Genomic DNA, 14668 nt, shown 5'->3' with positions numbered 1-14668 from the left:
CATGATGACAGGCCAGCTGATCGGGGAATTGATCCTGTGGCTCATCGTGGCGGTCGTCGCCATCGCCATCATCTACTGGGTGATGCAGTGGCTCTACCGCCGCTCGACCAAGGAAATCGCCTTTGTCCGGACCGGGTTCCTGGGCGAGAAGGTGGTGATCGACGGCGGTGCTTTCGTCTGGCCGATCATCCACGACATCACGCCGGTGAACATGAACACGCTGCCCCTGACGGTGGAGCGCAGCCGGGACGAGGCGCTGATCACCAAGGACCGCATGCGCGTCGATGTCGAGGCCGAGTTCTATGTCCGCGTCCGGTCGGACAAGGTGTCGGTGGCGCGGGCGGCTTCGACGCTGGGCCGGCGCACGCTGGAGACCTCGAACCTGCACGGGCTATTGGCCGGCAAGTTCGAAAGCGCCATGCGCGGCGTCGCCGCCGAGATGTCCATGGGCGAGATGCACGAGAACCGCAGCGCCTATGTGGCGCGGGTGCAGGAACGCGCGCAGGAGGATCTCGAGAAGAACGGGCTGGAGCTGGAAAGCGTCGCGATCCTGGATATCGACCAGACCGCGCTGGAATTCTTCAACCCCTCGAACCGGTTCGACGCCGAGGGCCTGACCTCGCTGATCAAGGATATCGAGGAGCGCCGCAAGCTGCGCAACGACATCGAGCAGGATTCGATGATCCGCATCCGCTCGCGCAATCTCGAGGCCGAGAAGCAGGTGCTGGATATCGAGCGCGAGAGCGAGGAGGCCCAGCTGCTGCAGGAGCGCGACATCGAGTATCGCCGCGCCCAGCAGCGCGCCGAGCTGGCCCGCGAACGTGCCGAGCGCGAGACCGAGGCCGAGACCGCGCGCTACCTCAGCCAGGAGGCCATCGAGCGCGCCCGCATCGCCAATGAACAGGCGGTCTCCGAGGCGCGCATCGCCTCGGAACGGCTGATCCGCGCCCGCGAGATCGCCCGCCAGCGCGAGATCGAGGCCGAGGAGATCTCGGCCCGCGAGGCGACCGAGACCGCCCGCATCCTGCAGGAGCGCACCGTCCGCGAGGCGCGCATCCAGAACGAGCAGGAGACCGAGGCGCGCGACATCGCCGCCAAGCGGGCCATCGAAGAGGCCGAGATCGAGGCGCGCGAAGCCACCGAACGCGCCCGCATCGCGCAGGAGAAGGCGCTGGCCGAGGCGCGCATCGCCCGCGAGCGCGAGACGCAGGCGCTGGAGATCGAGCGCCAGCAGTCGATCCGCGATGCCGAGATCGCCGCGAACGAGGCCAATGAACGCCGCCGCATGGCGCAGGACCTCGTGCTGGCGCAGACCCGCATCAAGGGCGAGGAGGATATCCGCCAGCGCGAGATCGCCCGGCAGAAGGCGCTGGACGAGGCCGAGATCGCCGCGCGCGAAGCGGTGGAGCGCATGCGCGTGCTGCAGGACGCCCAGATCAGCGAGGCGCGCATCTCCGAGGATCAGCGCATCCGCGAACTGGAAATCTCGCGCAAGCAGGCCGTCGAGGCGGCCGAGATCGCCGCGCACGAGGCGGTGGAATCCGCCCGCATCGCCCGCGAGAAGCAGATCGCCGCATCGCGGATCGAGGCCGACGAGGCCACCTCGTCGCGCGAGATCGCCCGCAACAAGGCCATCGACGAGGCGCGTGTCGCCGCCGACGAGGCGGTGGAGCAGGCGCGCATCTCGCAGAAGCGCGCGCTCGATGCCGAGCGCATCACCGCCGAGCAGGACACGCGCGCCCGCGAGATCGCCAAGGAGCAGGAGCTCGAGGCGGCCGAGATCGCCCGGCGCGAGGCGGTCGAGACCGCGCGCGTCGCCTCGGAACTGGCGCTGGAGCAGGAGCGCATCGCCAGCCAGAAGACCCGCGAGGTCGCCGATATCGAGCGGCGCCGCAATGTCGAGGCGGCCGAGGAGGCCCGCGTGATCCAGCTGGCCGAGACCAAGGCCGAGCGCGCCGCCGCCGAGGCCAACGTGCAGGAGGCCGAGGTCATGGCCCGGCGTGCCGTCGAGAAGGCCGAGATCGAACGCGAGCGCGCGCTGGAAGCTGCCCGCGTGGAACGCCGCCGCGCGCTGGAACAGCTCGAGGTCGCCCGCGTGCAGACCCTGCGCGAGGCCGAGATCGCCAGCCAGGAAGAGATCGAGCGCGCGCGCGTCGCCTCGGAACGCGGACTGGACGAGATCCGGATCGACCACGAGACCGTGCGCCGGCGGCTGGAAGTGGGCCGCGAGCGCGAGGTCGAGACCGCGCAGATGGACAAGGCCATCGCGCTCTACCAGAAATCGCTCGAGGAGAGCGCCGCCCGGGCCGAGGCGGATGCCGCCCGCGCCCGTGCCGCCGAGGCCGAGGAAAAGGTCAAGACCGTGCGCGAGACCGAGGCCGCCAACCGCCGCAAGTCGATCGACGTGACCATGGCCGAGAAGGCCGCGGCCGAGGCCAAGGCGATTGCCGAGGGCGAGAAGGTGCGCACCGCCGTCGAGGCCGAGGCCCAGAAGCTCATCAACGAGGCCGAGAACGTGCTTACCGACCCGGCGCGCGCCTCGCTATTCCGTCGCAAGCTGCTGGAGCATGTCGAGGGGATCGTGTCCGCCTCGGTCAAGCCTCTGGAGAAGATCCAGGACATCCGCATCATGCAGCTGGACGGTGTCACCGGCGGCGGTGGCGCCAGCGATGGCAGCCCGACGGACGAGGTCATCAACTCGGCCCTGCGCTACCGCGTGCAGGCGCCCCTGATCGACTCGCTGCTGTCGGATATCGGCATCGAGGGGGGCGGGCTTGCCAAGCAGGGCGGGCTGATCCGCGAGGCCTCGGACATGCAGCGCATCGCCGGCGCGGTGGAGAAATCTGCAGGCAAGGATGCGGGCGGCGGGGGCGATGCGCCCCGCTCCGAGGGCGGCCAGGACAGCGGGGACAAGAAATAGATGCCCCGCGTGTATATCTCATCGGTGATCGACGCACCGGCCGCGAAGGTCTGGGACCGAGTGCGCGACTTCAACGCCCTGCCGCGCTGGCATCCGCGCATCCGCGACAGCCGCATCGAGAATGGCGAGCCGTCGGACAAGGTGGGCTGCATCCGAGATTTCCACCTGCAGAACGGCGACCGCATCCGCGAGCAGCTTCTGGGCCTGTCCGACTACGACCTGTTCTGCACCTACGCGATCCTCGAAAGCCCGATGCCGCTGACCGATTACGTGGCCACGCTGCGGCTGACGCCGATCACCGATGGCGACCGGACCTTTGCCGAGTGGACGGCCGAGTTCGACTGCGCCGAGGAGGATGCCGAGGGGCTGGTCACGGGCATCGGCACGGATGTCTTCCAGGCGGGCTTTGCCGCGCTGCAACGCAGCCTGGTGCGTTGAGATGGTCAAGGTGGTCAAGAGCACGGTTCTGGACGCCCCCGTGGAGGAGGTCTGGGCGGTGCTGCGCGATTTCAACGGCCATGACCAGTGGCACCCGGCCGTGGCCGACAGCGTGATCGACCGCCGCCAGCCCTCGGACAAGGTGGGTTGCGTGCGCCGCTTCCACCTCGTCGACGGCTCGGAGCTGCGCGAGCAGCTGCTGACGCTGTCGGATGCGGACATGGCCTTCAGCTATTGCCTGCTCGAGACGCCGGTGCCGCTGCTCAACTACGTGGCGCATGTGCGGCTGGCGCCGGTCACCGATGGCGACCGGACCTTCTGGCTGTGGGAGAGCCGTTTCGACACGCCGAAAGGGCGCGAGACGGAGCTGCAGACCATGGTGGCCGAGAACATCTACCAGGGCGGGTTCGACGCGATCCGCGCCCATATGGGACTGGAGGCGGCATGACCATCGTCGAGACCTATCCGACCCTGGCCGAGGCGGCCCGCGCCATGGGGCGCGACGCGGCCTACATGGCGGGCGGCACGCTGCTGATGCGCGATGTCAACGAGGGCGCCGGGCCCGCGCGGCTGATCCGGGTCAGCGATCCGGGCCTGACCCGCGTGCAGACCACCGGCGACGGCGTGCGGCTGGGCGCGGGCGTGACCATGGCCGGGGTGCTGGCCAGCCGCGAGCTGGAGGTGCTGCACCCGGTCGCCCGGCTGATCGGCGGCCCGCAGGTGCGCAACATGGGCACCGTGGCCGGCAATCTCTTTGCCGCGCATCCTTACGGCGATTTCGCCGCGGCGCTTCTGGCGTTGGGCGCGCTGGTGGTGCTGGCGGGGCAGGGCAGCGCCCGGCCCGTCGAGGACGTGCTGAAGGCGCGCGACAGTGCCGGCCTTGTCGAGGCGATCGAGGTGCCGCGCCCGCGCGATCCGCGCGCCTTTGCCTTTCACAAGGTCAGCCGGGTCAAGCCCAAGGGCGTCTCGGTCCTGTCCATCGCGGTGCACCTGCCGCGCGAGGGCGGCCGCATCCGCGATCCCCGCGTCGTCTTCGGCGCCATGGGGCCCACGCCGCTGCGATCGAGTGGCGCCGAGCGCGCGCTTGAGGGCCACGCGCTGGACACCGCCACGATCGACCGCGCTGCCGCCGCCGCCTGCGAGGGGCTGGCCCCGTTCACCGACCAGATCGCCACCGAATGGTACCGGCGCGAGGTGGCGGGCGTGCACCTGCGGCGCCTTCTGACCCGGATGGAGCAAGGCTGATGGCAAAGACACCGGTGAGTTTCACGCTGAACGGCAGCCCGCGCGCCGCCTTCGCCGATCCTGGCCAGAACCTGCTGGAGTTCCTGCGCCGCGATGTGGGCGATCTCAGCCCCAAGTTCGGCTGCGGGCAGGGCACTTGCGGCGCCTGCACCGTCACCGTCGATGGCGAGACGCATTTGGCCTGCCTTGTGTTGGCCCAGACGGTCGAGGGGCGCGATGTGGGCACCGCCTCGGGGCTGGCCCGGGGGGCGCAGCTGGACCCGCTGCAAGAGGCCTTCATGGACCATTTCGCCGCGCAATGCGGCTATTGCACCGCCGGGATGCTGATCTCGGCGCGGGCGCTGCTGGACCGCAACCCGCGGCCCACGCGCGACGAGGTGGTCGAGGCGATCTCGGGCAACCTGTGCCGCTGCACCGGCTACGAACCGATCATCGCCGCGATCCTGTCGGTGGCCGAGGGGAGGGCCCGCGCATGAGGGACATGACGTCAGACGGTCCCATGGTCGAGTTCCGCAAGGATCTCTTTGCCGACGAGCGGGACGACAATCTCAACGAGGTGGGCAAGCCGACCCGGCGGCAGGATATCCTCGGCCATGTGACGGGGCGTTCGCCCTTCTTCGACGACCATCTCTTCGACGGGCTGCTGCACCTGCGCTGCGCGCGCAGCCCGCATCACCACGCGCGCATCCGGCGCATCGACACCTCGGCCGCCGAGCGCATGCCCGGCGTGGTGCGCGTGCTGACCGGGCGCGACGTGCCGGTGAACCTCAACACGCTGCTGTCGCTGCTGGATTTCGGCCTTGATGACGAGCCGATCCTGTCCGAGAACAAGACCGCCTATCGCGGCGAGCCGGTGGCCGCCGTCATCGCCGAGACCGAGGCCCAAGCCCGTGCCGCCGCCGCCGCGGTGCAGGTCGACTGGGAGGTTCTGCCCCACGTGCTGGACGTGGAAGAGGCGATCAAGCCCGGTGCTCCGGCGGTGCTGGAGATCTACCCCGAGAACAAGTTCGTCTATCACGGCAAGTACGACCACCAGAAGCTGCGCTATGGCGACGTGGACCGCGCCTTGGCCGAGGCCGATCACGTGGTCGAGGGGCGCTACCAGATGTCGCCCATCGAGCAGGCCCCGATCGAGACCTGCGGTGCCATCGCCGCGCCCGAGCAAAACGACCGCTATGTCTGCTATACCTCGACACAGGCGCTGTTCTTCTCGCTGGGCACGGCGGCCAAGGTGCTGTCCATGCCGTCCTCGCGGCTGCATTTCATTGGCGGTACGGTGGGCGGCGGCTTTGGCGGCAAGGTGGATTCGGTGCATGAGCCGCTGGCGATCCTCGGCGCCATGCTGACGGGGCGGCCGGTGAAATACGCCTGGGACCGCGCCGAGGAGATGCAGGTCGGCGCGCCGCGCGGGGCCGAGCGCTGGTACATCACCGACGGCGTGATGGCCGATGGGCGCATCGTGGCGCGCAAGTTCACCGGCTATTTCGATGCCGGCGCCTATACGCGGCTGTCCTCCTACGCGATCATCAAGGGGGTGGGGCACCTGCCCGGGCCCTACACGATCCCCAACGTCCATGCCGATGTCTACTGCGTCTACACCAACCGCACGCCGGCCACGGCGATGCGCGGCTTCGGCATCACCGGGGTCGATTTCGCGATCGAGGCGCATATGGACAAGGTGGCCGAGACGGTGGGGCTCAACCCCGTGGAGCTACGCATCCTCAACGCCTATCGTGACGGCGACATGAAGGCGCATCGGCGGCTGGCCAAGAACTGTGCGCTGATCGAATGCGCGCAGGTCGTGGCCGAGAAGGCGGGCGTCACGCTGTCGCCGCAGATGAAGGCGGCCTCGTCGCTGCGCGACGGCGGCGGCGCCCGGGCCGAGCTGCCGCGCCACACCGCCACCGATCAGGAGGGCCGGGTCGAGGGGTTCACCGCCACCAGCTATGCCCGCAAGGGGGGCGGCGACAGCCCGCCCACCACCGCGCCGCCGCCGCGCCCGGCCAGCCCGCCCCCGGCGGCGTCCCGGCCCTCGCCGCCCGCCCCGTCCCAGCCGGCCCCGTCCGCGTCCGCGCGGCCCGAGCCTGCGCCCGAGCAAGCGACAAAGAAGCCGGCGCGCAGCGGGGCGATGCGTTTTTCCTCCCTGTCCGGCTTCCGGAGGCGCTGATGACCGTGCATCGCGGCCGCGGCTTCGCGGCGATCAACTATCCCATCGGCATGAACCTTGGCGGCGATCCCAGCCAGGCGCTGGTGCATTCCAACCCCGACGGCAAGTTCACCGTGGCGCTGTCGGCTATCGACCTGGGCCAGGGGATGAAATCCGTTACCCGCCAGATCGCGGCCGAGACGCTGGGCGTGCCGATCGAGGATGTCTATGTCGACACCGCCGACAGCGATACCGGCCCGCATGACATGGGCTCTTTCGCGTCGCGCGGCACGCACCGGATGGGCAACGCGGTGATCCGCGCCAGCGAGGAGGCCCGGCAGGTCATGCTCGAGGCCGCCGCCGAGGAACTGGAGGTCGACGCCGGCGACCTCGTGACCGACGGCCGCGGCAATATCCACGTGAAGGGCGCGCCGTCGCGCACGATCACCACCATGGCCGCGGCGCAAGCGGCGCAGTTCCGGCAGGGCCGCACCATCGCGGGGCGCGGCATCTTCCTGATCCCGCTGTCGGAGGTCGATCCCGAGACGGGCGAGATGTCGCCCGTCACCACCTTTGCCCATGCCGCCATGCTGGTCACGGTCGAGGTCGACGACGAGACCGGCGAGGTCACGGTGACCGACATGCAATCGGCCTACGAGGTCGGCCGCGCGCTGAACCCCAAGCTGGTGGAGCAGCAGCTGCGCGGCGGCGCGTGGATGGGGATGAGCCACGCGGCATGGGAGACGACCGAGCCCTATTACCCGTCGCGCGATCACGGTCCCGAGGATTTCAACACCTACCTCATGCCGGGGCCCGGAGACCTCGCGCCGCACCATATCTCGATCCTCGAACGCCCGGCCGAGGACGGCCCCTATGGCGGCAAGGGCCCGGGCGAGATGTGCGCCAACCCCGTCCTGCCCGCGGTGGTGAACGCGGTCTACGACGCCGTCGGCGTGCGCATCGACGAATTGCCCGTGACCCCGGAGAAGGTGCTGCGCGGCCTGCAGGCGCAGGGCGGGGCGCGGCCGCGGCAGGCGCTCTGATGGCGGTGCGGCGCGAGATACAGGGCATCGACGGGCCCGATCCGCTAGCCCGCGCCATGGGCGATGCCCAGTACATCGCCGACGAGGGGCTGGCCACGGCCGCCTACCTTGCGCTTGCGCTGGGCAAGCCTCTGCTGCTGGAAGGCGCGCCCGGCGTCGGCAAGACCGAGGCCGCCAAGGCCATCGCCTCGGTGCTGGGGCGCGAGCTGGTGCGCCTGCAATGCTACGAGGGGATCGACGCGGCCGCGGCCATGTACGAGTGGAACTTTCCCCGGCAGATGCTGGCGATCCGGCAGGCGGGGGACGAGTACGTCAATCTCTACGAGGACCGCTTCCTGATCGCCCGGCCGATCCTGCAGGCGCTCGAGGCGCCGCGCGACCGGGTGCTGCTGATCGACGAGATCGACCGCGCCGATCACGAGTTCGAGGCCTTCCTGCTGGAATTCCTGTCGGATTTCACCCTGTCCATCCCCGAGCGCGGCACCGTGCGCGCCGGCACGCCGCCCATCGTGGTGCTGACCTCGAACCGCACGCGCGAGCTGCACGAGGCGCTGCGGCGACGCTGCATATATCACTGGATCGACTATCCCGACCCGGCGCTCGAGGCGCGGATCGTGACCATGCGCGCCTCGACCGTGGCCGAGGACACCGCGCGCCGCGTGGTGCGGGCCGTGGGCGCGCTGCGGGCCAAGCCGCTGGCCAAGCCGCCCGGCGTGGCCGAGACGGTGGAATGGGCCGAGGCGGCGACGCTGCTCAACAGCCAGGGCGTGGCCTGGCCGCGCGCCTTTGCCCGCGCCATCGGGGTGGTGCTCAAGGATCAGGACGATCTCGACTATATCGCGCCGCGGCTCGAGGCGCTGCTGGCCGAGGGGGTGGCATGATCCCGCGCGCGCTCGACCCCTTCCTGGCCTTCCCGCAGGCGTTGCGGGCGGCGGGCTACCCGGCCTCGCCCGACCGGACCGAGACCTTCCTCGCCGCCGTGGGCCTGCTGGGTCCGCGCGCGATCGGTGACATCCGCCGCGCCGCCCACGCGGTCTATGGCCCGGGCCCCGAGCGGGCCGAGATGTTCGATGCGGTGTTCGACATGGTCTTTCTGGGGCGCGCCCTGCCGGCCCCCGCCGCGGGCGAGCCCGAAGAGCTGCCCGCGAGCTATGACGCGGCCGGGCTCGAAGAGCAGATCCTCCCCGAGGACGAGGATCCCTCGGGCGGCGAGGCGACGGCGGCCGAGCGGCTCTTCGCGCGCGAGCTGGCCGCGGGGGACGAGGATGCGGTGCTGCGCCGCTTTCGCCGGGCGCTGCCGTCCCATCTGCCCCGGCGTCGCTCGCGCCGGATGGCGCCGGGCAAGGGGCGGCTGGCCGATGCGCGGCGCACCTTCCGCGAGATGCTGCGCCGTGACGGCGAGGTCACCCGCCTGCCGACGCGGCGACGGCTGGCCCGCCAGCGCCGGGTGCTGCTGCTGATCGACGTCTCGGGCAGCATGAAGGACAGCACCGACGGCGCGCTGCGGCTGGCCCATGCGCTGGTGCAGGGCGCCGAGCGGGCCGAATGCTTTACCCTCGGCACGCGGTTGACCCGGGTCACCCGCGCGCTGCGCCATCGCAACCGCGACCAGGCGCTGATGCTGGCCTCGGGTCTGGTGGCGGACTGGGATGGCGGCACGCGGCTGGGCGAGGCGCTGGCCATGTTCCTGTCGGTGCCGCGCTTTGCCGCCCATGCCCGCGGCGCGCTGGTGATCGTCGTCTCGGACGGGCTGGAACGCGGCGGGCCCGAAGCGCTGACCGCGGCGATGATGCGCCTGTCCGCGCTGGCCTGGTCGGTGCTGTGGCTGTCGCCGCTGGCGGCCGATCCCGCCTATCGGCCCGAGACCGGCGCGATGCGGGCGATCCTGCCCATGCTCGACCGGCTGGGCGCGGGCCACACGCCGCCCGCGCTGGCGGCCGAGATCCTCGACTTCTCGAAAGGGGCCCGGCCGTGACCGTCGATGCGCATTTCCACGTCTGGCGGCAGGACGACCTGCCCTGGCTCACGGGCCCGATGCAGCCGCGCATCTTCGGCCCCTACGAGGCGATCCGCCGCGACTACCCGATCCACGAATACTTGGCAGACATCGCGGGCTCGGGCGTCGACCGGGCGGTCTACGTCCAGGCCAACTGGCCGGTCGACCGCGCCGAGGACGAGGCCGAGTGGATCGAGGGGCAGATCGTCGAGACCGGCTGGCCGCATGGCATCGTGGCCTATGCCGACATGACGGCCGAGGATGTGCGCCCGGCGCTGGACCGGCTGATGCGCTTCCCGCATCTGCGCGGCATCCGCCAGCAATTCCACTGGCACGCGGTGCCCGAGTACCGCTTTGCCAGCGATCCCGACCTGTGCTGCGATCCACGGGTGCAGCGCAATATCGGGCGGCTGGCCGAATACGGGTTGGTCTTCGACCTGCAGGTCTTTGCCGGGCAGATGGACGGTGCCGCCGAGCTGGCCGCGGCCTGCCCGGACGTGACCTTCGTGCTGCAACATGCCGGCATGCTGGAGGATACCTCCGAGCCCGGCCGCGCAGCTTGGCGGGACGCGATGGCGCAGCTGGCCGCGCGGCCCAACGTGGTCAGCAAGCTCTCGGGCTTCGGCACCTTCCAGCACCGGCTGGATCCCGAGCTGATCGCCTGGCTGACCACCGAGACGGTCACGCTGTTCGGGGCCGAGCGCTGCCTCTGGGGATCGAATTTCCCCATCGAGAAGCTCTGGACCGGCTACGACGCCCTGATCGCGGCGCACCGCGCCGCCGCGGGCGGTCTGAGCGCGGCCGAGCGGCAGGCCATTTTCAACGATACGGCATGCCGGGTCTACCGGCTGACCTGAAGGGGAGGACATGATGGGACTGGAAATCAAGATACTCGACTACGGGGATATCGAGCTGGAGAGCAGCTTTCTCGTGCTCGGCCGGGATTGCGGGCGCACCCGCCGCGTGCCGGTCTACGGCTTCCTGATCCTCGGCGGGACCTATCCCATCGTCGTGGACACCGGCTATCGCGACAATGCCATCATGGAAACGCTGGGCATGCGCGGGTTGCAGTTCCACGAGAACATGATCGAACGCCAGCTGGCCAATCACGGGGTCAAGCCGGGCGACGTGCGCTACGTGCTGCACACGCACCTGCATATCGACCATGCCGGCAAGGACGACCATTTCCCGATGAACACCACCGTGGTCATCAACCGGCGCGAGCTGGAATATTCCGTCTCGGGGCTGATGCACCCGCAATATCCCAAGCCCGACATCATCCACCTTGTCGAGCGGCTGCACCACCCCGGCGCGCTGCGGCTGGAGGATCTGGCGATCTCGGGGCCGGTGGAGCTGATCCCCGGGGTCTATCTCGAAGAGGCGGGCGCGCATACCGAGGGCTCGATGAACGTGCATGTGGACACAGACGAGGGCCGCGCGACGATCTGCGGCGACGTGATCTACGATTTCAACGACCAGATCATCGAGCCCGTCCGCACCTTCGGCCCCGAGGAATACCAGGTCACCGGCAATCACGGGAACTCCAAGCGGATGGAGAAGGGCGCGATCCGCAAGCTGATGTATTCCGGCGCGAAATTCCTGCTGCCCATTCATGATGCGCCCGCCCGGGTCGAGCAGGGCCGGGTCACCGGCCGGCTGGGCATGGAGATCCCCGGCCCGGTGGTGCAGTCGGTGCCGCGCCGCGACTGGTTCCCGGCCTGAGGAGGACGCAGATGGCACATGAGGCGCTCGACCCCGCGTTCCGCGACCTGATCGACGAACATGCCCCCGTCCGGCAGGCCGGGTCCGGCTTCACCTTCACCGAGGGCCCGATCTGGCATCCGACCGATCACTACCTGCTGTTCTCGGACATGCCGGGTGACGTGCGCCGGCGGCTGGACACGTCCGGCGTGCGCGAGGTGCTGCGCCCCTCGCACAAGGGCAACGGCATGACCTATGATGCCGATCTGAACCTGCTGGTCTGCGAGCACTCCACCTCGAGCGTGACGCGCTTTCGCCCGGACGGCACGCGCGAGGTGCTGGCCTCGCATTTCGAGGGGCGCGAGCTGAACTCGCCCAATGACATCGTGGTGAAATCCGACGGCTCGGTCTGGTTCACCGATCCGTGGTACGGACGCATGCCCGGCTTCGGCATCGAGCGCCCGCGCGATCTGGGCTGGCAGGGCGTGTTCCGCCTGCCCCCGAACCACCGCCCCGGCGACGATCCGCAGCTGGTCGTGGACCGCTACCTCTTTACCATGCCCAACGGGCTGTGCTTTTCGCCGGACGAGTCGCTGCTGTATGTCAACGATACCGAGCAGGCCAATATCCGCGTCTACGACGTGGGCGCGGGCGGCCGGCTGTCCAACGGGCGCATCTTTGCCAGCGGCATCCGCGACAGCCTGAAAGAGGGCGTGCCCGACGGGATGAAATGCGACCAGGCCGGCAATGTCTGGGTCACCGCGCCCGGCGGGCTCTGGGTCTATGCGCCGTCGGGGCGGCTGATCGGCAAGGTGGCGATCCCCGAGAAATCCGCCAACCTGCACTGGGGCGGGGCGGACTGGCGCACGCTCTACGTGGCGGCCTCGACCAGCGTCTACGCGATCCCGGTAAAGATCGGCCCGCGGGGCGAGCCCTTCATGCGCGCCCGTCCGCCCGCCCGCGCGCCAGCGCCATCGGGGGGCGACGAGGCGCTGCGGCTGGACGCATCGCGCTGCGCGCTGATCATCCAGGACATGCAGAACGACGTGGTGATCGAGGGCGGCGCCTTTGCCGCCTCCGGCAGCCCGGCCCATTGCCGCGAGCAGAACGCCATCGCCAATATCGCCCGGCTGGCGGCGCGCTGCCGTGAGCTTGGCGTGCCGGTGATCCACGTGCATTTCCTCGTCCATCCCGGCGCGCCGGGCTTCACCCTGAACGCGCCGCTTTTCGAAGGGGTGATCGACGAGAATGCGCTGGTGCGCGGCACCTGGGGTGGCGCGCCTGTCGAGGGGTTGGAGCCCCAGCCCGGCGACCACGTGGTCGAGAAGATGCGCATGAGCGCCTGGGAGGGCACCTCGCTCGAGACGGTGCTGCGCGCCGAAGGCCGCGACATCCTGATCGAGACCGGCGCCTGGACCAACATGTCGATCGAGCACACCGCCCGCACCGGCGCCGACAAGGGCTATGTCATGGTCATCCCCGAGGATGGCTGCTCGACCATGAATGCCGACTGGCACCGCGCCAGCATCGACTACGCCATGCAGAACGTCGCCCTCGTCACCCGCACCGACGCGGTCATCGGCGCGCTGGCCTGAGCGGGCGGGGCCTGGCAGGACCGTGGCACGGGGCGGCAAGACCTTTCGAAAGGTCTTGACTGACGCGATTTGCAAATCGCGTGGAAAGCGGCTTCGAAGCCGCTTGATCCAAGCCGCTTCGAAGCGGCTTGCGGCCCGGACCTGGCCGTTCAGCCCGGAAAGATGCGCGCCATTTCCCGGTCGAACCGGTCCCAGCTCTCCGTGGCCGTGTTGCCCGCATACCCGTGGTAATCGGACTTGCCGGACGCGGTGGGCAGGCGATCGACACATCGGTGATCGAGGTGGTGTGAGGTCCACGGCCGGCCCCTCTGGTTGCCCGTCCGGCCCCGTACGCATAGGGTCGCGGCCGTGTTGCACGGAGAGCGCCATGACCCATCGTTTCCCGATCCGCGTCTATTACGAAGACACCGACATGGCGGGGATCGTCTATCACGCCAACTACCTGAAATTCATCGAGCGTGCGCGCTCGGACTGGGTCAAGGCGCAGGGGCTCGACCAGAACGCCATGCGCGAGCGCGACGGCATCGTCTTCGTCGTGCGCCGGATCGAGGCCGACTACCTGTTGCCCGCGAAATATGACGAGGCGCTGGAAGTCCGCACCACGGTGCGCAGCCTGACCGGCGTGCGGCTGGTCATGGGACAGGAGGTCATGCGCGACGAGGATTGCGTGTTCCGCGCCGAGGTCACCGCCGTCTGCGTGACCACCGAGGGCCACCCGGTGCGCCTGCCGGCCGCGCTGCGCCGTCACGTGCACTGAGCGCGCCACCGGCGGGAAAGCGCGGACCGGCGCCGCGCCGCCGACGCGGATCTATGGTCTTTCCCCTGAAAATCGGCTACACCATATGAAAAAGGGCCTGCAGAGACGGGCCGGACAAAAAAGAGCAGGTTCATGGAAGACACGCTTGTGCTGGCGCAGGAGATCGATTTCTCCATGTGGGGGCTCTACCTGCGCGCAACCCTGACGGTGAAGATCGTCATGCTCATGCTGATCGCGGCATCGATCTGGGCCTGGGCCATCATCATCGAGAAATTCATCTCGTACCGCGCCGCGCGGCGCGAGGCACGCCGCTTCGACCAGGCCTTCTGGTCGGGCGAGCCGCTGGACGAGCTGTTCGAGCAGCTGGGCCCCGAGCCGCGCGGCCGCGCGCAGCGGGTCTTTGCCGCCGGCATGCTGGAATGGCGCCGCAGCCATCGAGACGATGGCGGGCTGATCGCCAATGCCCAGCAGCGCATCGACCGCAGCATGGACGTGGCCATCCAGAAAGAGGCCGACACGCTGCAGCGCGGGCTGCCGGTCCTGGCCACGGTCGGCTCGACCACGCCCTTCATCGGGCTCTTCGGCACGGTCTTCGGCATCATGAACAGCTTCATCGAGATCGCCGAGCAGCAGAACACCTCGCTGGTCGTCGTGGCGCCCGGCATCGCCGAGGCGCTGCTGGCCACCGGGCTGGGCCTGCTGGCCGCGATCCCGGCGGTGATCTTCTACAACAAGTTCTCGGCCGACAGCGACCGGATCATCGGCGGCTACGAGGCCTTTGCCGACGAGTTCTCGACCATCCTCTCGCGCCAGCTGGATTCCTGAGC

At 69.5% G+C, this 14668-nt stretch carries 14 protein-coding genes; all 14 read left to right on the top strand.

Annotated elements, in window-relative coordinates; translation table 11 throughout:
• Position 1: 1 nt before the first annotated feature.
• The 14 genes from AVJ23_RS15435 (at position 2) to tolQ (ending at position 14666) form a co-directional block, all read left to right on the top strand.
• A complete protein-coding gene (locus AVJ23_RS15435; protein WP_240484677.1) occupies positions 2–2920 on the top strand; it encodes a flotillin family protein in 2919 nt (972 codons plus the stop codon).
• On the top strand, positions 2921–3358 hold the full coding sequence (locus tag AVJ23_RS15430) for an SRPBCC family protein (RefSeq protein ID WP_058863112.1): 438 nt from the start codon (positions 2921–2923) through the stop codon (positions 3356–3358). It begins immediately after the preceding gene.
• A gap of 1 nt (position 3359) precedes the next feature.
• Positions 3360–3806 carry an SRPBCC family protein gene (locus AVJ23_RS15425; RefSeq protein WP_058863111.1) on the top strand — a complete coding sequence of 149 codons (447 nt, stop codon included), beginning with the start codon at positions 3360–3362 and terminating at the stop codon, positions 3804–3806.
• Positions 3803–4603, top strand: a complete 801-nt coding sequence (locus tag AVJ23_RS15420) for an FAD binding domain-containing protein (RefSeq protein WP_058863110.1) — start codon at positions 3803–3805, stop codon at positions 4601–4603. Before AVJ23_RS15425 ends, AVJ23_RS15420 begins: the two co-directional genes overlap by 4 nt.
• Positions 4603–5079: a (2Fe-2S)-binding protein gene (locus AVJ23_RS15415; RefSeq protein ID WP_058863109.1), complete on the top strand. Its 477-nt coding sequence runs from the start codon at positions 4603–4605 to the stop codon at positions 5077–5079. Before AVJ23_RS15420 ends, AVJ23_RS15415 begins: the two co-directional genes overlap by 1 nt.
• A 5-nt stretch (positions 5080–5084) precedes the next feature.
• On the top strand, positions 5085–6770 hold the full coding sequence (locus AVJ23_RS15410) for a xanthine dehydrogenase family protein molybdopterin-binding subunit (RefSeq protein WP_240484676.1): 1686 nt from the start codon (positions 5085–5087) through the stop codon (positions 6768–6770).
• Positions 6770–7792: a xanthine dehydrogenase family protein molybdopterin-binding subunit gene (locus AVJ23_RS15405; RefSeq protein ID WP_058863107.1), complete on the top strand. Its 1023-nt coding sequence runs from the start codon at positions 6770–6772 to the stop codon at positions 7790–7792. The genes AVJ23_RS15410 and AVJ23_RS15405 overlap by 1 nt, the downstream gene beginning before the upstream one ends.
• Positions 7792–8673: an AAA family ATPase gene (locus AVJ23_RS15400; protein ID WP_058863106.1), complete on the top strand. Its 882-nt coding sequence runs from the start codon at positions 7792–7794 to the stop codon at positions 8671–8673. Before AVJ23_RS15405 ends, AVJ23_RS15400 begins: the two co-directional genes overlap by 1 nt.
• The gene (locus tag AVJ23_RS15395; RefSeq protein ID WP_058863105.1) at positions 8670–9767 is read left to right on the top strand and encodes a vWA domain-containing protein; all 1098 of its coding nucleotides are present in this window, start codon (positions 8670–8672) and stop codon (positions 9765–9767) included. The genes AVJ23_RS15400 and AVJ23_RS15395 overlap by 4 nt, the downstream gene beginning before the upstream one ends.
• On the top strand, positions 9764–10645 hold the full coding sequence (locus AVJ23_RS15390; protein ID WP_058863104.1) for an amidohydrolase family protein: 882 nt from the start codon (positions 9764–9766) through the stop codon (positions 10643–10645). The genes AVJ23_RS15395 and AVJ23_RS15390 overlap by 4 nt, the downstream gene beginning before the upstream one ends.
• A 10-nt stretch (positions 10646–10655) precedes the next feature.
• Positions 10656–11510, top strand: a complete 855-nt coding sequence (locus AVJ23_RS15385) for an N-acyl homoserine lactonase family protein (protein ID WP_240484674.1) — start codon at positions 10656–10658, stop codon at positions 11508–11510.
• Positions 11511–11521: 11 nt separating this feature from the next.
• Positions 11522–13084 (top strand): isochorismatase family protein, encoded by a 1563-nt coding sequence (locus AVJ23_RS15380; RefSeq protein ID WP_058863103.1) that lies wholly within the window; start codon positions 11522–11524, stop codon positions 13082–13084.
• 367 nt (positions 13085–13451) lie between these two features.
• Entirely contained in the window at positions 13452–13841 is a 390-nt protein-coding gene (ybgC, locus tag AVJ23_RS15375; RefSeq protein ID WP_058863102.1) for a tol-pal system-associated acyl-CoA thioesterase, read from the top strand.
• Positions 13842–13973: 132 nt separating this feature from the next.
• The gene (gene tolQ, locus AVJ23_RS15370; protein WP_058863101.1) at positions 13974–14666 is read left to right on the top strand and encodes a protein TolQ; all 693 of its coding nucleotides are present in this window, start codon (positions 13974–13976) and stop codon (positions 14664–14666) included.
• The last annotated feature ends 2 nt before the right edge of the window (positions 14667–14668 follow it).

This window comes from Pseudoponticoccus marisrubri (genome assembly GCF_001482405.1).
Classification (GTDB): domain Bacteria; phylum Pseudomonadota; class Alphaproteobacteria; order Rhodobacterales; family Rhodobacteraceae; genus Pseudoponticoccus; species Pseudoponticoccus marisrubri.
This window is presented reverse-complemented; position numbering and strand designations above follow the sequence as displayed.